The 18,565-nt window shown below is 25.8% G+C and carries 21 protein-coding genes (1 of these 21 running past the window's edge); 13 read left to right on the top strand and 8 right to left on the bottom strand.

Going from position 1 to position 18,565, the window contains the following annotated elements:
* Both SAR11G3_RS00595 and SAR11G3_RS00585 read right to left on the bottom strand, forming a co-directional pair.
* Window positions 1–185: the start of a hypothetical protein gene (locus SAR11G3_RS00595; RefSeq protein ID WP_041862290.1), read on the bottom strand. It extends 274 nt beyond the left edge of the window; only the first 185 of its 459 coding nucleotides appear in the window; it begins with the start codon at window positions 183–185; the stop codon falls past the left edge of the window.
* Window positions 186–479: 294 nt separating this feature from the next.
* Complete coding sequence (locus SAR11G3_RS00585; RefSeq protein WP_013694775.1) at window positions 480–1,241, bottom strand: hypothetical protein; 762 nt, start codon at window positions 1,239–1,241, stop codon at window positions 480–482.
* Between the two features lie 228 nt (window positions 1,242–1,469).
* Between SAR11G3_RS00585 and SAR11G3_RS06930 the strand changes: the two genes are divergently transcribed.
* On the top strand, window positions 1,470–2,432 hold the full coding sequence (locus tag SAR11G3_RS06930; protein WP_013694774.1) for a methyltransferase domain-containing protein: 963 nt from the start codon (window positions 1,470–1,472) through the stop codon (window positions 2,430–2,432).
* A 290-nt stretch (window positions 2,433–2,722) separates the two neighbouring features.
* Here the strand turns inward: SAR11G3_RS06930 and SAR11G3_RS00575 are convergent, their stop codons facing one another.
* The 6 genes from SAR11G3_RS00575 to SAR11G3_RS00550 form a co-directional block, all read right to left on the bottom strand.
* Window positions 2,723–3,082 (bottom strand): hypothetical protein, encoded by a 360-nt coding sequence (locus SAR11G3_RS00575; protein WP_041862289.1) that lies wholly within the window; start codon window positions 3,080–3,082, stop codon window positions 2,723–2,725.
* Between the two features lie 786 nt (window positions 3,083–3,868).
* Entirely contained in the window at window positions 3,869–4,357 is a 489-nt protein-coding gene (locus tag SAR11G3_RS00570) for an adenylyl-sulfate kinase (protein ID WP_013694768.1), read from the bottom strand.
* Window positions 4,351–5,082: a phosphocholine cytidylyltransferase family protein gene (locus SAR11G3_RS00565; RefSeq protein ID WP_013694767.1), complete on the bottom strand. Its 732-nt coding sequence runs from the start codon at window positions 5,080–5,082 to the stop codon at window positions 4,351–4,353. Before SAR11G3_RS00565 ends, SAR11G3_RS00570 begins: the two co-directional genes overlap by 7 nt.
* On the bottom strand, window positions 5,073–5,648 hold the full coding sequence (locus SAR11G3_RS00560; protein ID WP_041862288.1) for a gamma-glutamyl-gamma-aminobutyrate hydrolase family protein: 576 nt from the start codon (window positions 5,646–5,648) through the stop codon (window positions 5,073–5,075). The genes SAR11G3_RS00565 and SAR11G3_RS00560 overlap by 10 nt, the downstream gene beginning before the upstream one ends.
* Window positions 5,648–6,304, bottom strand: coding sequence for a PEP-utilizing enzyme (locus tag SAR11G3_RS00555; protein ID WP_041862287.1), 657 nt, complete (start codon window positions 6,302–6,304; stop codon window positions 5,648–5,650). The genes SAR11G3_RS00560 and SAR11G3_RS00555 overlap by 1 nt, the downstream gene beginning before the upstream one ends.
* 143 nt (window positions 6,305–6,447) lie before the next feature.
* Window positions 6,448–7,620 (bottom strand): phosphoenolpyruvate synthase/pyruvate phosphate dikinase, encoded by a 1,173-nt coding sequence (locus SAR11G3_RS00550; protein WP_013694764.1) that lies wholly within the window; start codon window positions 7,618–7,620, stop codon window positions 6,448–6,450.
* A gap of 371 nt (window positions 7,621–7,991) precedes the next feature.
* Here SAR11G3_RS00550 and SAR11G3_RS00545 point away from each other — a divergent pair, with 371 nt between their 5' ends.
* The 12 genes from SAR11G3_RS00545 to SAR11G3_RS06925 are packed head-to-tail and all read left to right on the top strand — an operon-like array spanning window position 7,992 to window position 18,563.
* The gene (locus SAR11G3_RS00545; protein WP_013694762.1) at window positions 7,992–9,725 is read left to right on the top strand and encodes an ATP-binding cassette domain-containing protein; all 1,734 of its coding nucleotides are present in this window, start codon (window positions 7,992–7,994) and stop codon (window positions 9,723–9,725) included.
* A gap of 12 nt (window positions 9,726–9,737) precedes the next feature.
* Window positions 9,738–10,730, top strand: a complete 993-nt coding sequence (locus SAR11G3_RS00540) for a GDP-mannose 4,6-dehydratase (RefSeq protein ID WP_013694761.1) — start codon at window positions 9,738–9,740, stop codon at window positions 10,728–10,730.
* On the top strand, window positions 10,727–11,881 hold the full coding sequence (locus SAR11G3_RS00535; RefSeq protein WP_013694760.1) for an aminotransferase class I/II-fold pyridoxal phosphate-dependent enzyme: 1,155 nt from the start codon (window positions 10,727–10,729) through the stop codon (window positions 11,879–11,881). Before SAR11G3_RS00540 ends, SAR11G3_RS00535 begins: the two co-directional genes overlap by 4 nt.
* Before the next feature lies 1 nt (window position 11,882).
* Window positions 11,883–12,470 carry a PglD-related sugar-binding protein gene (locus SAR11G3_RS00530; RefSeq protein WP_013694759.1) on the top strand — a complete coding sequence of 196 codons (588 nt, stop codon included), beginning with the start codon at window positions 11,883–11,885 and terminating at the stop codon, window positions 12,468–12,470.
* Window positions 12,467–13,462, top strand: a complete 996-nt coding sequence (neuB, locus tag SAR11G3_RS00525; protein WP_013694758.1) for an N-acetylneuraminate synthase — start codon at window positions 12,467–12,469, stop codon at window positions 13,460–13,462. Before SAR11G3_RS00530 ends, neuB begins: the two co-directional genes overlap by 4 nt.
* 12 nt (window positions 13,463–13,474) lie before the next feature.
* Window positions 13,475–14,620: a UDP-N-acetylglucosamine 2-epimerase gene (gene neuC / locus SAR11G3_RS00520; protein ID WP_041862286.1), complete on the top strand. Its 1,146-nt coding sequence runs from the start codon at window positions 13,475–13,477 to the stop codon at window positions 14,618–14,620.
* Complete coding sequence (locus SAR11G3_RS00515; RefSeq protein WP_013694756.1) at window positions 14,607–15,515, top strand: formyltransferase family protein; 909 nt, start codon at window positions 14,607–14,609, stop codon at window positions 15,513–15,515. Before neuC ends, SAR11G3_RS00515 begins: the two co-directional genes overlap by 14 nt.
* On the top strand, window positions 15,512–16,168 hold the full coding sequence (locus tag SAR11G3_RS00510) for a PIG-L deacetylase family protein (RefSeq protein ID WP_013694755.1): 657 nt from the start codon (window positions 15,512–15,514) through the stop codon (window positions 16,166–16,168). The genes SAR11G3_RS00515 and SAR11G3_RS00510 overlap by 4 nt, the downstream gene beginning before the upstream one ends.
* Window positions 16,165–16,524, top strand: coding sequence for a D-glycero-D-manno-heptose 1-phosphate guanosyltransferase (locus tag SAR11G3_RS00505; protein WP_013694754.1), 360 nt, complete (start codon window positions 16,165–16,167; stop codon window positions 16,522–16,524). Before SAR11G3_RS00510 ends, SAR11G3_RS00505 begins: the two co-directional genes overlap by 4 nt.
* Entirely contained in the window at window positions 16,499–17,188 is a 690-nt protein-coding gene (locus SAR11G3_RS00500; protein ID WP_013694753.1) for a sugar phosphate nucleotidyltransferase, read from the top strand. Before SAR11G3_RS00505 ends, SAR11G3_RS00500 begins: the two co-directional genes overlap by 26 nt.
* Window positions 17,189–17,246: 58 nt before the next feature.
* Window positions 17,247–18,320 (top strand): N-acetyl sugar amidotransferase, encoded by a 1,074-nt coding sequence (locus tag SAR11G3_RS00495; RefSeq protein WP_202794997.1) that lies wholly within the window; start codon window positions 17,247–17,249, stop codon window positions 18,318–18,320.
* Window positions 18,321–18,563: a hypothetical protein gene (locus SAR11G3_RS06925; protein ID WP_049775400.1), complete on the top strand. Its 243-nt coding sequence runs from the start codon at window positions 18,321–18,323 to the stop codon at window positions 18,561–18,563.
* Window positions 18,564–18,565: the final 2 nt, after the last annotated feature.

Genomic DNA, 18,565 nt, shown 5'->3' with positions numbered 1-18,565 from the left:
AAATTTTTTTTATATGCATAAATTTGTGTAGATCTTGCATATGTATTTCCATGGACAAATGAATGTAATTTTTTATTTTTTGAATAGCCCAAATAACATCTGTTACTTATTACATCTTTACCCTCCAGCTTTTTTTTTGAAAAATGATAAATATAAAATACACCATAATCTTCGATATTGCTCAAATATTTAGATGTTATTTCAAACTCATTCGAAACATCTAAATTAGATATTTTCTCAATTTTTAATAACTGGTTGCTCTTAGAATAAATATGGAACTCAACCCACGTGTTTTTTTTTTATAAAACAAATCTAGTATATTCGAATACTTAAATTTTGTTTTGTATCCATTGTCTGTCCTCCATAAAAAAGCATCACTAACACTGGTGGGTATTTTTGATGGAGTTAATTTAAAACTAACAGCTCTTAAGCCAATCGTATTCCTAATTAATACGGCTAAATTTGTATTTATTAAAAATTTAAGCAATAATTTCATTAATTTCTTTTTTTAATTCACTTACTTTAATAAATTTATTTTCGCTTAAGATATATTCGTGTGGTGGGTGGGTGTGCTCCAAAGAAACAAATCCACCTTGAATTGAAGCATACATAGGTATACCCAAATAAAGATCTGTCACCAAGAAGATTTCGGGTTTTATAGAATAATTTTTAATTTCAACAATATTTGTGAAATTCGTTTTAAGCTCATATTTTTCTTCAATTTTTTTAGTTTTAATATTAACTAAATATCCGTTAAATTTTTCTTCGATAGGATCTTCATAAATATTTCTAATTAAAATGTAGTTTTGATCAGCATTCTTATTTGCTATTGAGCTAATCGAACTTAATATAGTACCTTTTTTGCCAACCATTGAAAAAGGATACTCTGACTGAAAAGAAGAAAAACCTCCGTCTTTCAAGAAAATTTTTAAATTTGCTCTGTAAGCAGGAACAGTTTTGGTAAAATTATTAAAATTTTTTAACTTCTTATTATCAAAATTATTCACATCACTATCTTCTGCTAAAAAGTAAATATCCTTGCTGCTTATGTCCCTCTCTTTCAAAATATAAAAATATTTATTAATTTTCTTATTTTTAATTTCTTCAATAACCCATTTTTTATTTTGAGGAAAAGACTTAAATAATTTTAAATTCCTTGGTCTCGGGGACTTATTTTGAAACAAAGGAATCTGAATTTCTGATTTAAAGATATTATTATTTATACCAAAAAAAAAATTCATGCTTCCTTATTTTTTAGACTGTATATTGCATATTAGATACTAATTTGTTAATAAATTTTCATCAAGCTGATAATTTTTTATTATTTGGTCATAAATTATAAATTTATTGGTATTTTTTAATTACTTGCCAGCGATGTTAGCAGGCCAAAACTTAATATATTGATATTTCTATTTTTAGAGCTGTCAAGTATCAGTTTAAAAAAATTACCTTTAGTTGTAAGGTAAGCAATGCATAAAGAAAAAAAAGTATTATTTAATCAACTACTCAATTTTTTTTGGTTAAGACCCGAGAATGCTCTTATGTTGTATTTGAGATCAGTATCATACCGAAAAACTTTAAAATACTTCCATGAAAAGGATAGCACCTTAGATATTTCTTGCGGGGATGGTGTTTTTTCATTTTTAACATTTGGTGGATTGCTTAGCAATACAACCGATATGTTTAGAAGTATAAAATACCAAAAAGAAACAGCCAGAAAAATTGATAATTTTGATTTCTTTAATAGAGACTATTTTGTTAAAATTTTAAAAAAACCTCATCTTCATTACACGCATGGAATTGACTGGAAAAAAAACTTATTAAAAAAGGCATCTAAGTTAAATTTTTACACAAACCTTCATCAGCAAGATAACAACAATAAATTTTTATTTAATAATGAAAAGTTTGGATATGTTTATAGCAATAGCTCATATTGGGTAAAAAACTATGACTTTCATATTAATCAAATTATAGACTGCACAAAAAAAAACGGCCATATAGTTTTGCAAATAAAAAATGATTCCGCTCTTAGCTTTAAGTCAAGCAAGTATATTCAAAAAATTTTTGGTAAAAATTTTTCCAATATTATTGATGCTGGAAGATCCAATAGTTGGAAATTTTTAAAATCATTTAATGAAATTTACAAAATTTTTCAAAATAATAAGAAAGTTGAAATAATTGCTATTGAGCCTATTTACGGCGATATTATGCCTGAGATTTGGAATTTTGGGTTGAGACCACTTTTTCAACCTTTGAGTAAAATGGTTTCTACTCTAAACGAAAAAAATCGACTCGAAATAAAAAATGAATTCATACAAATAGTACATGGATTATTTTATAAACATCTGTCAAATTATAAGCCTAATAATGACCATCATAATAAAAAAGAAATTGAATACACATATATTTTAAAAAAAAATAGTATATCCTGAATTCATTAATTATGCATTTCAACTATAACATAAAAGATTTAAAAATCCTTAACACAATACCTTATGCAATTTTGAAATACTAAATTTATTTGCAGAGGAATCTTACTCCCTCCTTTCAAAATCATTTTCAAGTAAAAAAGATCTTGAAAACTTAGATTCTAATTTTATTAACAACTTAAAATTTTCTTATAATTCTTCAACGGACTTTTATAAAAAAAAAGAAATAAATTTGTTTATATAAAAAATACTTTTTTAAATTCTTTAAACAGCGAATGTAATTAAACTTCTTTTTAATTTTTTAAATTATTTTTTAAGTAAATATTTTCGGATAGTTTTCGGATAGCAGGGTGGGGAATATAATAAGAATTAAATTTATCTTTCTTTTTTGCAATTATTTTTTTTTTAGATTTTAGAAAATTAGTTATCATTTCAATTCTATGTCGATCAATATCAAGATCTATAGTTTTAAAATTAATTTCTTTAAATTTAATTTTCTTCACTACATATAATTTACCACCATCTATTAGGTGATTCATGCGTATAATACTTATCTTTATGCAATTATTTAATATTATTGAATAAAAAAAAACCGCACTTCCCTTAAACTCTGGAAGTAATCCTGGATGAGCATGTATAATTTTGCTTCTCAATACCTCTTTACTTGTAATTTTTGTACCTAACCCACACCCAAAAATTATATAATTATCCTTATATTTTGCTAGAATTTTCTCAGTTATTGGGGAGTTAATTTTTTTTGAAAAAAAAATTTTTGCTTCTTTTTTTTTAAAATTTTTTTAAGAAAGTTTTTGCTACCACAGTGCAAAATAAATTCTGGCTCCATTCGATTGAAGATTAGATAACTTAAATAATTCAACGATCTTTTTGAATCCGATGTGATAATTCCAAATTTCATTATGTTATATATATTTTTGTATAGTTTTTTTTTTAAAATTTTCCAAAACCTTCAAGTTACTAATTTCAAATTCATTAAGAAATAGATCTTTTTGAATATATAAAATATCAAGAATCTTCAGTATCGCATTAAGTTTTTGCAAATTATTAATTTCTTTCATAAGAATTATTTGAATTCCTAGGTATATATAAATTTTTTTATTTATTTCCTTTTCAGTTTTTTTTTATATTTTTTATTATATAAAATTTTTAATTTATTATTTACTGAAAATTTTTTATACAGTATAAATGTTTTTTTTCTATCAGTGCCGTTAACATTTCCTGTTCTCTTTTTAAGTAAAAAAGATTCTACGTCAAACAAGCTAATTTTTTTTTTTCAACTAAATTATCAGCTGGCTTTTCCTTTTTATATTTTATCTTTATTTTTTTATACTTCTCAAACTCCGTATTTGAAAATAAACAATGCTTATAATTTTTTTTAATTATCTTTTTAATTAAGTTTTTCAATTTTATCTTTTTATTTTTTAATCTATGAATTTAACATTAAGTGATTTTAAAAAATTAACTATATCTTTCTTTTTAAATGTATTTTTAAATTTAATATCATAGTTTTTTGGTATGTTAAATTTAATGTCTTTTCCAACAACATTTCTTTTTTTACTATTGTAAAGTTTTTTTTTATTTTTTTTAAATAGTAATTCTTTATTAATATCTATAAAAATTTCAAAATAGTTTTTTATATTTTTTCTATTCCATTTAAGCCAAAAAGGAAAATTACTGAGCACAGAAACGACAATATTTATTTTTTGCTTTGAAAGAAAGCCTACAAATTTACTTATTCGCCTTGCATTTCGGGCCCTATCCTTTAGAGAGTGACCCAGATCATTATCGAAGAGTCCCCTGAATTTATCCCCATCAATATGAACAATTTTATTCTTGTTGTATTTCTTTATTATTCCCTTTGCTAGGGTAGTTTTGCCACTTCCTGCTAGTCCAACAATCCAAATTACCATTTATAAAAACCAGTTAAAAATTTTTCTGCAATGTTAATATCTTTTGAATTATCAACCTCTAACCAAAGTTTAGATGTAAGTTTGTATTTTATGTTTATTACTTCTTTTTTAATCGCAAGATTTATAAAACTTGTAAAATCGATTTTTTTATTTTTAATTGTTTTGTAAAAATTGTACAATTTTAGGTAGTCTTTCTTCATCAATTTAAAAATACCCATATATTGACATGGGGGCACCCTTCCCTTTTTAATCTTCTCTCCAATTGAAGATATAAACTTTCCCTTTACCACAACTGTTTCTGCATCTTCAGTAAATTTATCTCCCATTCTTTTTTTCCACAATTGTTCCCATTTTGTATTTAGTAGTAAAAAAGAATACTTACTTTTTAAGTTTTCAAAAATAGTTTTTTTAAAAACAATATCTGAATATACAAAAACTATTTCTTTTTCAGTAATTTTTTCTTTAGCAAGAAACATACTTTCAACCATATTTGTTTGTAAAAACTTTTTATTATATATTTGTAAAAAATTATACTCTTGTAAATATTTTCTTAATTTAAGAGACTTGTATCCTATAACTGCAATCTTTTTTTTGAATTTTTTAAAAAAAAGATTGTTATAATTAATTATTGGTTTTCCAGAAACTTTGACGAGACACTTTGGAATTTTTTTAGTTTTGGATTTTAATCTTGCTCCTCTCCCAGCAGCTAACAAAACTAACTGCATAATGATTTGAGTACAATTTTATCTATAAAATTAAGCGTTTGATTTCTTTCCGGATGCCACATTATTCCACATATATTTTTTTTTTTATGGCTAAATGATTCAATGTATCCATCACAGGTTTTGGCTAAAATTTCAAAGTCTTTTGAAATTTTTTTTATAGAATAGTCATGATACAATTTTATTTTTTTTACTTTATTATTAAAAAAAATTATTTTTTCCATTCCCACTTTTTTATTTTTTTTGATCACACCTTTGAATTTTTTAGCTATAAATTGAGCGCCATGACAAATGCCTATAATTGGAGTTTGTTTTTGTATTGCTTTTTTGTAGTAAAAATTATCAAATTTACTCCTGGCTAAATCTTTCTCCTTATTACTTAAACCTATAACTGTATTGCCTCCAGTTAACACCAAAAGATCGAATTTTTCTTCATTTAATGAATTTACGCATTTAATCGTAGCCCCTTTGTAATTTGTCTTTAATAGAGAAATTAATTTTTTATCAAAACATAAATCTATTTGATTTTTGTAATAATTTCTGATGGTGGGCATGATATTAATGATCATTAAAAAATTTTTTTTATTTCACAATTTATATCAATAAATTTTTTCTTTATAATATCTTCAAATAAATAATTGCCAACCCCGATTGCAGCTGGTATTCCCAATTCGTAACATCTTATAGCCATGTGTGAATTTGCTCCTCCATATTTCGTGATAAGACCAGATATGTTTTTTGAAAAAAGAAAATCATAACCTGGATCGGCATTCTCAATGCATATAATTTTTTTTGATAAATTTGTTGTTTTATGCATTTTTCTTAGATGCAAAACTTTACCTGAAGCTTTATCCGTTCCCACAAAATTAACTTTAGTATTTTTTTCTTCAAAATAATAAATATCATTTTTTTCAATTATTACTTCTGGTAAATTTATATTAGACAACTCTATATAATTCTGTTTGTTGTTGCTAATTTTGTCACTAAGATTTCTATTTATGCTTTTATATTCTAGATTGTAATAAATATCTATAATATTTTGAATAGTTAAATAGGACAAATCATCAACCTTGATTCTATTTCTTTTTCCAAATTTTTTTAGATTTTGAAATATCTGATCTATACTTTTCGTAAAAACAAATTTTGAATACTCTCTCAACTCAATACTCTTTTTAAAAAACAAGAACAATTCTCCACAATTTATGGAAAAATTGTTTTTTTTCAAAAAACTATTTACTTGTCTAACTTGTTTGAAATTTAATTTAAAATAATTTTTTTTATTTTGTTTGTGGTTTTTTTCTATTTTATTAAAATATAGATCAAAGCCATCTCTATAATTGGGAGAAGTTATTTCGTATGTATCAGGTCTTAAATGTCCATATTTTTTTTAAATTTTTTTTTATCTAAATAAAGAGCCTGATTAATTTCAGAAGATATAGTTTTTATACTATTTAAAAAATTATTTTTTTCTTTTTCTGATAATATGCCTTCGACTACCATTGAGTTTATCATATCAACCGAAATAAACGCAGATCTTGCTAGCCCAGCAAAAGATGTAGTCCCGTATTTTTTGCAATTATTTAATTGTGAAATAATTTTATCTACCCAATATATGTTTTGATTTTCAACTATCGATTGTTTTTTTTTTAATTTTTCAATTTGAACAACTTGCTTATTTAAATTATTAAAAGCTTTTTGATTAGTAGCTTTTAATCCTTCAATAATCTGTACAATTTCTTTTTTTTGAAATTTTCCCTTAAGTAATTGGGGTATTTTTTTTTTGCTTAAAAAATTGAAGCTTGAAAAAATAATTTCAAACTCTATTTTGTCATGGTTATTAATGTCACTTTTAAATTTATCTAGATAATAATTTACTAACTTCCTTGACAGTTTTTCGTTAAGCGATTCGGGCAGCCATGAATTGAAGTCAACCCGAATATCAACATAGGGTATTCCATAAAAAGTAGTTAGCAATTGTTGTCCAAAAAGTTCTTTGTATCCATATTCATTTCTACTCAAAGACCAAATATGATTTGTTATAAGTTCTTGATATAAAGATAGAGCTAGAGGTCTAGGCTTTGTGCCTAGAATTTCCGCAGGATTCCAGTCAGGCATTGTACCAAAAAATGTAGTTTTTCCATATAGATCAGAATTTTTTTCTTTTCTTTTTGTTATTTTTTTTTCAAGTTTTTCATAAAGCTTTACTACATTGGGAGTGGGTTTTTTTGAATTAACTAAGGGTAATTTTCTAACTTGTACAAAAAAAATATTATATTTTTTATTAATTATAAACTCTACATCTATATCCTCGTGCTGAATTTTTTTTTGTATCTCTTTAATTTTCAAATACAATTTATGAAAAACTTTTTCTTTAAAAATCGTTTTTTCGGAATCTAAAAAATTTATAGATTGCACCATGCCCTTTCCAGAGGTTACTAATGTTGTGTCTTTATTTTTAGTAAAATTAATTTTCCATTGAGGAAGACCATTGTTAATATTTTTTGTAAAGCAAACCCCTGAGGCATAAACATTATCAACCATTTCTTGAATAAAAAACTCATTTTTTTTATTGGCGTAACCTTTGTATGAATCTATAGTTTTGTTAATCGCTTTTTCTAGTTCGATTTTATTTTTTGGGTTTATATTTACAGATGAGTAAAATAATCCTGCATTAGTTTTGTTTTTATCTTCAAATACATTTGAAGACCTAACAGCAAGGAGTTTTTTAAATTTTTTTCTTATATCATCAAGTATTTTTTTTTATTTTTTTTATATTTTGAAACATTATAAATTTCTAAATGAGGTACATTTATCTTATCATTTCTTAAACGTTGTAGTATTTTCGCTTTTGATTTAAATATCATATCCCTTTACTATAATAAAATTACCAATTAAGTACTATTCAAGTATATATGAAAATTAAAAAATTCCTAAAAACTTTTTTATTTTTACTCAATGAAAAAGAATTAATACGAATTAAAAAAATTTTTATTTTTTATTTTTTTACAATATTACTAGAATTAATTAGCATTACCTCTTTAGTGCCTCTAATCGGGTTTATTATTTCTCCAGAGCTAACAATGACCAAAGTCCAAACCTACATAAGCATAGACACACTTAATTATTTAAATTTTAAAGTTATAGACACTCAGAGTATTTTAATTTCTCTCTGTACCTTTGTCATTATTGCATTTGGAATAAAAAATTTGTTACTAGCACTAATTGTAAGATATAGAGAAAATTTTTTTGCAAAACTTCATGTGGGTTTGAGTCAGAGAGTTTTTAAAAAATATCTAGAGGTAAATTATAAATTTTTTTTAAAAGGCAATTCATCATCAATTGTAAGAAATTTAGACAGAGAGATACCAAACTTAATAAGTCTAATAAAATTTTTTATAGATATTGTCGTAGACTCGATAATTATTTTGAGTATATCGATAGTTTTAATTTCACTAAACTACAAATTGTATTTATCTATAATTTGTATCTTAATATTATTCAGTTTTTTTTATATCGGTTATTTTAAAAAAATTATTAAAATTGCGGGAGCCGTAAGACAAGAATATCAAATGAGATTTCTTAGAGTCATCAATGAAACCTTTGGTTTACTCAACTATATTAAAGTTGAAAAACTAAATACCTTTTTTTATAAAATTTTTTCCAATATTTCAGATACGCTAGTGAAGGCAAATTTAAAAAGAAACTTAATAGTTTTGTTAAGTAAAAATTTATTAGAATTTATTCTTATAATCTTTTTATCTTCGGCTATCATGTTCTTATATTTTGATTCAAAAGATTTAGATTATGTTCAATTTCAGATTGGGATAACTTTGCTTTGTGTTATAAGATTAATGCCTTCATTCACTAGAATAGTAAACTCAATAAATAGTATTAAATTTATATCTGTCTCATTAAAATCAATTAAAGAAATTCAATCCATTCCATTAAATTTTAAATTTAAAGAAAAATACTTAAGTTCCAAATTAGAGAAAATCTCTATAAAAAATATTTATTTTAAATTTGATAAAAATAAAAAATTCACGTTAAGTAATGTTTCGATAGATATAGAAAGCAATGACAAAATTTGTATTGTTGGTGAAACTGGATCTGGAAAAAGCACTTTGCTTAATTTAATTTTAGGATTGGTATCACCATCATCAGGCAAGGTATTGGTTAATGGAGATAATTATCCTTTGTATCTTTTTAATAATATGGTTTCTTATGTCCCTCAAGACATTCTCATATTGGAAAGTTCAATTAAAAATAATATTTATTTTGATAAATCCGTTAAAGATTTTAAGCCCACGGACTTAATGTCAGCCCTTTCAGATAGCGACCTGTATTCACTTGTTCAATCAAAAAAACAAAAAGAAAACTTTCCTCTTCTGGAGAATGGAAAAAACATATCTTTTGGGCAAAAACAAAGAATTGGAATTGCAAGGGCAATAATTGGTAAGTCTAATATTCTAGTTCTAGACGAAGCGACATCCTCTCTGGATGAAAAAACCGAAAAAACTATTTTTAATAATTTGGTTAATAGGTATAAAAAGAAAATGATTATTTGTGTAACTCACAGACTTTCTAATTTAAAATATTTTAATAAGGCATTTAAAGTTGAAAATGGTAAACTGCTTAGAATTAAATAAAATTATTAAAACATGAATATATTAGTAACTGGTTCTGAAGGATTTATAGGTAGTCATCTTGTTGAGAAACTACTTAATGTAGGACACAAAGTTAAAGCTTTGGTTTTGTACAATTCTTTTAATAGTGCAGGGTGGCTTGATCATTTAAAAAATAATAAAAATCTAAAAATTATATTTGGCGATATTAGAGATGAAAACTTTTTATTAGAAAATTTTAAAAACATAGATTGCGTGTTCCATTTAGCTGCTCTAATTTCAATTCCTCATTCTTATGTTTCTTTTAATTCATTTCTAGATACAAATATAAAAGGAACTACAAATATTCTTAATGCATCAAGAAAACACAAAGTAAAAAAAATATTTGTAACGTCTACTAGTGAAGTTTATGGAAGTGCGCAGTACGTACCTATAGATGAGACCCACCCATTGTCTCCACAATCCCCATATGCGGCAACAAAAGTTTCGGCAGATAGTATTGCCATATCTTTTTTTAAGTCTTTCGATCTTCCAGTAACAGTCTTGAGACCCTTTAATGCCTATGGTCCAAGACAATCCGCAAGAGCAATCATTCCTTCTATTATAGCTCAGGTTCTAAATAGTAAAAAATTTATAAAAGTTGGAAATATAAAATCTTTTAGAGACTTCACTTATGTAGATGATACAGTCAACGGCTTTATATGTGCCTTAACTGCAAAAAATATCTTAGGAGAAACTATCAATATTTCAACAGGTTATGAAACTTCAATTAAAGAGTTAATAGAAATAGTAAAAAGAGAAATTGGTAAGCCACATTTAAAATTAATTTTTGATAAAAAAAGATTTAGACCAGGCAACAGTGAGGTAAATAGATTGTTAGGATGCAATAAGAAAGCCAAAAAACTTTTGAAATGGAAACCTAGCAAAGCTGGCTTGAGAGGTTTTCAAGATGGTATTAGAAAAACAATTTCTTGGTTTAAAGTTGAGGATAATCTCAAACAATACAATTCCAACACATACAACACATGAATAAAAATTTTTTAAAATTAATTAAAAATATTAAAAAAAAATTTAAACAAAAAAAAATTTATTTACATGAACCTCATATATTGAAGGATGATATTACTTCAGTTTTGGCAGCACTTAAATCTAAGGAAATATCTTCTTATGGAAAGTATACTTCTGTATTTGAAAAAAAACTGGGAAAATATCTGGGAGAGAAAAAAACTTTATCATTGGTTAATGGAACAGCAGCGCTACATATAGCATATAAAGTAATGGGCATTAACCATAATCATGAAGTTTTAGCCCCATCAATGACTTACATCTCCACAATCAATGCAATAAAATATTGCAATAGTGAACCTCACTTTTATGAAATTGAGCAAAGTACGCTTTCCGTAGACTTGAAAAAGCTCGAAGCATATTTGAAGAAAAAAACTATTATTAAAAATAAAAAATGTATAAATAAAAAAACTCAAAAACATATAAAGGCTTTTGTTTTAGTTCATATAAATGGTCTTTGCTGTGAAATAGATAAGCTTTTGGTGTTACTTAATCGCTATAAAATAGTTTTAATTGAAGATGCCGCAGAAGCAATTGGATCTTCCTATAAAAATAAAAAACTCGGAACTTTCGGGGAAGTTGGAATTTTAAGCTTTAATGGAAATAAAATAATATCAACTGGAGGTGGGGGGGCAATAATATTTAAAAAACAAATACATTATAAAAAGGCATTACACTATATTTCTAATTGCAAAAAAAAACATCCTTTTGAATTTGCCCATGATGATGTTGGGTACAACTATAGAATGCCAAGTTTAAATGCCGCACTTGGAATTTCGCAACTAAAAAAATTACAACACTTTGTAAGTAAAAAAAAATTAATTTATCTTTACTACAAAAGTATATTCAAAAACAATCAATATAAACTATTAGAGCCAATAAATAAACTAAGTAGCAATTATTGGCTACCAACAATCACGGCAACTAATAAAAAGATTAACCTGACAAGACTTATTAAAAGCGCACACACACAAAATTTTTTTTTAAGATCTCTTTGGAAACCAATGCATCTTTTGCTACCTTTTAAACATTGTCAAAAAATGTCATTAAGAAACACAGTAAGGATATATAAAAGCACTGTTTGCTTACCAGGCAGTGTTTTTTTACTAAAATAAAATGAAAAACATTTTAATTTATGGAGCTGGTGGTCATTCTAAGTCTTTGATAGGTTTAATAGAGTCAACTAAAAAATATAAAATAATTGGTATAATTGGGTTAAAAAAAGAGGTAGGGAAAAAAATTTGTGGATACACTATAAAATATAGTGACAATGACTTAGAAAAATTGTCTAAACATTGCAAAAACATTGCACTAGCTATTACTTTTTATAAAAATTTACAAGATAGAGGTAAGTTTATTGCAAAATTGTTAAAAAAAAAATTTAAAATACCTTCAATAATTTCTCCGCATTCTGTTTTATTAAAGAATATAAAAATTGGAGATGGAGTTCAAATTTTTCATAAAGTGGTAATTAATACAAACTCAATTGTTAAGGATTATTGTATTGTAAATAATCAGTCTCTGGTCGAACATGATGTTGTACTAGAAGAAAATACACACGTATCAACGGGAGTGATCATTAATGGAAACTGCAATATTAAAAGAAATACATTTATTGGATCAGGTTCTGTAATTAAAGAAAACATTAAACTTAAAGAGGGTTCATTTATCAAAATGTTTTCTAAAATAACTCTATCACAATGAAAAAAAAAACCATTATTATCGCTGAAATAGGAGTTAACCACAACGGTAACATAATACTTGCAAAAAAATTGATTGATAAAGCCAAGTTAGCAAAAGTTGATTATGTAAAATTTCAATCTTTTATAGCTAGTGAGATAACAACCAAAAAAACAAATTTAGCAAATTATCAAAAAAAAAATGCAAACCAACAAACTCAATATGAGCTATTAAAAAATCTAGAACTAAGCTTCGAAAAACAAAATTTACTTTTTGAATATTGTAAAAAAAAAAAAATTAAATATCTATCTACACCCTTTGATCTCAAAAGCCTGAATTTTTTAAAAAAAAAATTACCAATTATTAAAATTTCCTCAACTGACCTAGGTAATTTGCCTTTTCTAAAGGCGGTGGGTAAAATAAAAAAAAAGATTATACTTTCTACTGGTATGTCGAGTAACAAAGAAATTGATTTAAGTATTAAAGAGCTTTTAAAAGCCGGAATGAATAAAAAAAATATCACTTTGCTTTATTGTCACTCTGCATATCCTACCAATTTTTTAGATCTTAATTTAAACTCTATAGTATTTTTAAAATATTTTTTTAATTTGAACGTTGGATTTTCCGATCACACAATTGGGATTGAGGCATCGGTAGCAGCAGTCGCCCTAGGTGCTACTGTTATTGAAAAGCACTTCACCTTAGATAAAAAAATGACTGGTCCTGATCATTCATCAAGTCTTAATTTTGAAGAATTGAAACAACTAGTGGATTCCATAAGAAATATTGAAAAAAGTCTAGGACCCTATGAAAAGAAAATTTCTAAAATTGAAATGCAAAACAAATCAGTAGTAAAAAAATCTATTGTTGCGTTTCAAAATATAAAAAAAAATGATTCTTTTTCAGAAAAAAATTTAACGACCAAGAGATCTAAAAAAGGAATTTCACCATTAAATTGGTATAAAGTTTTAGGAACAAAATCTAAAAAAAATTACAGTAAAGATGAAGAGATATAAAAAGAAAAAAAAATTTGTTTTGTAACATCTACTAGAGCCGATTACGGTCTTTTAAAAACTCTAATAAGGCAATCACAAGAATCTAAAAAATTTTCATCTAAATTGATAGTTTGTGGTTCTCATGGCATAAAAAAATTTGGAGATAGCTATAAAGAAATTGAAAATGATAAAATAAAAATATTTAAGTCAATTTCTCTCAATCTAACAAATGATCAACCAGAAGATATATCAAATTTTTTTGTTAAAATTAGTCAAGAAATTAACAAAATATTTAAAGAAAACCATTTTGATGCAGTTGTGATTCTTGGAGATAGATTTGAAATGTTGTCTATCGCAAGTATAGCCACGATATACAATATTCCGATCATCCATATACACGGAGGAGAGAGTACAGAGGGAATAATAGATAATTCTATTAGGCATGCCATTACTAAATTGGCATCTTTACACTTTACATCACATCAGCAGTACAAAAAAAAATTAGAGCAAATGGGCGAGCAGCCTAAAAACATTTTTTGCTTTGGTGGTCTGGGAGCCTCAAATATAAAAGAAATGAATCTTCTGAGCAAAACTTTGGTGGAAAGAAAACTAAGAATCAGTCTATTAAAAAAAACTTTACTTATTACACTTCACCCATTGACTTTAAATAATTCTAATACGAAATCTCATTTCTTAAATTTACTAGATTCACTTAAAAAATTTAAAAATTTGCAATTTGTATTTACAGCGCCAAACCTTGAGGTCAATCATAATAATATTTTTAATTTAATTAAAAGTTTTGTAAAAAATTATGACAATGCTTATTTTTATGCCTCTTTAGGAACGGAAATGTATTATAGCTTACTTAATCATTGTGCGGGCGTAGTTGGAAACTCTTCTAGTGGTATACTTGAGGCACCCTCTTTTAAAGTTGGGACTATAAATATAGGCAATAGGCAAGGTGGTCGTATTCAAGCAAAATCTATCATCAATTGCGCTCCAGTAAGCAAAGAGATTACCAAATCAATAAAAAAATTATTAAGTGCTAAATTTAAAGATAGGCTAAAGAATCTGAAAAACCCATACTACAAAAAAAATACAGTTCATAACATATTAAGGATAATATCAAAAAAAGATTTAACCAATATAAATAAAGAAAAATTTTATGAACAAAATTAATATTGTATTTATAGGGTGTGTTCAATTTTCAAAAACAGTATTAATTGAATTGCTAAATCAAAATGTAAATATTACCGGAATATGTACTAAAAAAAAAAATATTTTTAATGCAGATTTTTCTGATTTATCAGGTTTGGCTAAAGCCAAAAATATTCCTTATATTTTTTGGAAAAATAATTGTGATAAAGAAATGTACTCATGGATCAAAAGCAAAAAACCTGATTTTATATTTTGTATAGGTTGGTCCAATATTATAAGTAAAAAAATTTTAAATTTAGCAAAATATTATTCTATCGGATACCACCCTTTAGATATTAACAAGTACAAAGGAAGGCATCCTATTATATGGGCAATAATTTTAGGCTTAAAAAAAATTAGCCCCACTTTTTTTGTAATGTCCAAGTTTGCAGATACAGGAAAAATTTTGTCTCAAAAAAATTTTGTTTTAAAGAGTGGTCACAATTCAAGCTACGTCTATGAAAAATTAAAATTAGTTGCAAAAGGACAGGTGAGTGATGTTATTAAAAAGATTATTAAGAATAAAAATAAAATAAAATTTAACCATTCTGAATTGAAGAAAAAATTTAACAAAGGATTTTTTTTAAGAAAAAGAAGCTTTAATGATGGCCAAATAGACTGGAGAATGTCTGCCAAAAGTATACAAAGATTGGTAAATGCATTAAGTAAACCATATAGTTACGCATCGTTTACCTACGGAGGTAAAAACTTTAAAGTTAAGTCTGTTAAAATAATTAAAACGAAAGTAAAAGAAGAACCTGGAAAAGTTATTTTATTAAAAAGCAAAAACCCAATTATAAGGACAGGCGAAAACGCAATAAAACTTATTGATATTTACCCAAAAAAATCTTTTAAGCTAAATGAGTATTTAAAATGAGATCAATAATTATTTCCCCACATCCTGACGATGAAACACTGGGTGTTGGTGGTACAATTTTAAAAAGAATTAAGCAAGGTCACAAAGTGGCTTGGCTTATTGTTACTTGCTCAACAAATACTAAAGAAATAAAAAAAAGAAATAAGCAGATCAGCCTAGTCAAGAAAAAATATAAATTTTCAAAAGTTTTCGAATTAAATTTTTCATCAAGCGAATTAGATAAAGTTTTACTTAAGCTTTTAATTGAAAAGTTTTCAAAAACTTTTAATGAATTTAAACCTAATGAAGTGTTTGTTCCGCATGTAAATGATGCACATACCGATCATCAAAAAATATTTAAAGCAGTTTCTGCGACAACTAAATCTTTCAGGTACCCTTTTGTAAATAAAATTTTAAGTTATGAAACTATTTCAGAAACGGGCTATGGTTTAAAAAAAATAAGTAAAAAAGGCTTTGATCCAAATTACTATGTAAATATCGACAGCTATATAAAAAAAAAATTACAGATAGCAAAAATATACAAAACTGAAATTAAAAAACATCCATTTCCTAGAAGTTTAAAAAACATCAATGCTCTTGCTGTTATTAGAGGTGCAGAATCTAACAATAAGTACGCCGAAGCGTTTGAGTTGTTGAGGTGCATAGAAAAGTGACAGCTATAAATTGGAAACTTGGAATATTAAAAGATAACTGCAAGGTAAAAGACGTCATAAAAAATTTAAACTTAACTGCTCTAAGAATTTGCATTATAGTAAATAAAAAAAATTTTTTTTTAGGTACCATAACAGACGGTGATATTAGAAGGGGATTTCTAAAAGGTTTAAAAATATCGGACAAGGTTAATAAAATTATTAAAAAAAATTCTATAATTTCACAGCATCCAATTAACAAACAAAGAGCAGCGCAAATTATGAAAGATAATCAAATTCTTCATTTACCAGTAGTGGTGAGTAGAAAAGTTGTAGGTTTGCATTTATTAAAATTTGAAAATAAAGAACAAAAAAATTAAAAAAATTAAAAATACATTTGTTATAATTGCTGGCGGTAAAGGTAAAAGATTAATGCCATACACCAAAAAAATTCCCAAGCCGATGTTATTGATTAGGAATAAGCCAATTTTAGAACATATTGTAATCAAAGCAAAAGAAGAGGGATTTGAAAATTTCGTAATAATAGTTCATCATTTGAAAGAAAAAATTATCAAATATTTTAAGGATGGAAAAAAATTAGGAGTTAATATTTCTTATGTTCATGAATCGTCTCCTTTAGGTACGGCAGGTGGACTTAGTCTTCTGAATAAAAAGATCTCTAAAAATTTTATTGTTACAAATGCAGATGTAATTACCGATTTTAAATACAAAGATCTTTTAGATTTTCATATTTTTAATAAGTCTTTTGCAGCTATGGCTATAAAAGTTTTTAACAGCAATGAACAGTATGGCTTAGTAAAAGTTTCAGGAATAAAAATTAAAGGATTTGAAGAAAAACCTAAAATTATAAGAAAAATTAATTGTGGAGTTTACGCTTTTAATAAAAATTGTTTAAAATTTATTAAAAATAATCAAAAAACAGATATGATTCTTTTTTTTAAGAAAATGAAAAAAAATAACAAAAAATTGGTGGCATTCCCCGTTTACGAAAAGTGGAATGATTTAGGAATAAAAAAAAAATAAGGATGTTCAAGTAGTTATGAAAAGTAGCAAGGTTTTTTTTTGCAAAAATTGCGTAGCCATGTCAACAAGGCCAAGAATCTCTTTTGATAAAAATGGGATATGCAATGCTTGTAAGTGGTCTAAAAAAAAATTTAAGTACAATTGGAAAAAACCTCTTTCTTTAATTAAAAGTTATATAAAAAAAGAGATCAAAAATAAAAAAAATATATATAACTGCATAGTTCCAGTGAGCGGAGGAAAAGACGGGTCTTATGTTTATCATCAGGTAAAAAATAAATTAAAATTAAACCCTCTTGCAGTAACTATAAATCCGGCATTGCCGCAAAAATTAGGTATAGAAAATTTAAATAATTTTTCAGATAGCGGTCCAGGTTTGATCTCCATAAATCCACCCTATGAAACTATGAGAAGGTTAAATTTTTACGGATTTAAATATGCAGGCCTCCCTTATTATGGCTGGTTGATTTCTATATACACTGGGGTAATTAGAATTGCGTCTCAGTTCAATATAAATTTAATTTTTCATGGAGAGGATGGGGAGCTTGAGTATGGCGGAACCACATTAACAAAAGATAAAATTTTTTATAGTGCTGATTATATTAAAAAAATATATTTAGAAAATAAAACAAATGATATTTTAGGTAAATATTCCTTTAATAACTCTGACCTATTTTTTTTTACATTTCCAGAAAGCAATGCTCTTAAGAAAATAAAACTCACACATTATTCCTATTTTGAAAATTGGGATCCCTATAGAAATTATTTAGTTGCAAAAAAACATTATGGTTTGAAAGAAAATACGGAAAGCAATGAGGGAACCTTTTCTAATTTTGCTCAAAATGACCAAAAACTTTATGCCCTTCATACTTATCTAATGTATCTTAAGTTTGGGTTTGGGAGATGCAATCAAGATTCTGCTATAGAAATTAGAAGAGGGGCTATGAAAAGGCAACAAGCAGTTGAATTAATAAAGTTATACGACAATCAATATCCTCACATGTATTTAAATGATTATCTTAATTATTTTCAGATTAATAAAAAAACATTTGATAAAATAATTGACAAATGGGCAAATAAAAAACTTTTTTACAAAGTTAAAAATTATTGGCAACCAAAGTTTGAAATAAAATAAGTGATTTCAATTCTAGATTTAAATATTGGAAATCTAAGATCATTGTCGTACTGTCTAGACTATATCGGTATAAAATTTAGAATTATAAATAATAGTAAAGAAATAAATAAATCTAATATTTTAATTATTCCAGGAGCAGGGTCTTTCGATTATGCAATGTCAATTGTAAAAAAAAATAATTTAAATGATAGTTTAAAAAAATTTGTAGAAATAAAAAAAAACCTTTATTGGGTATATGCGTAGGT

Source organism: Candidatus Pelagibacter sp. IMCC9063 (assembly GCF_000195085.1).
Classification (GTDB): Bacteria; Pseudomonadota; Alphaproteobacteria; order Pelagibacterales; family Pelagibacteraceae; genus IMCC9063.
This window is presented reverse-complemented; position numbering and strand designations above follow the sequence as displayed.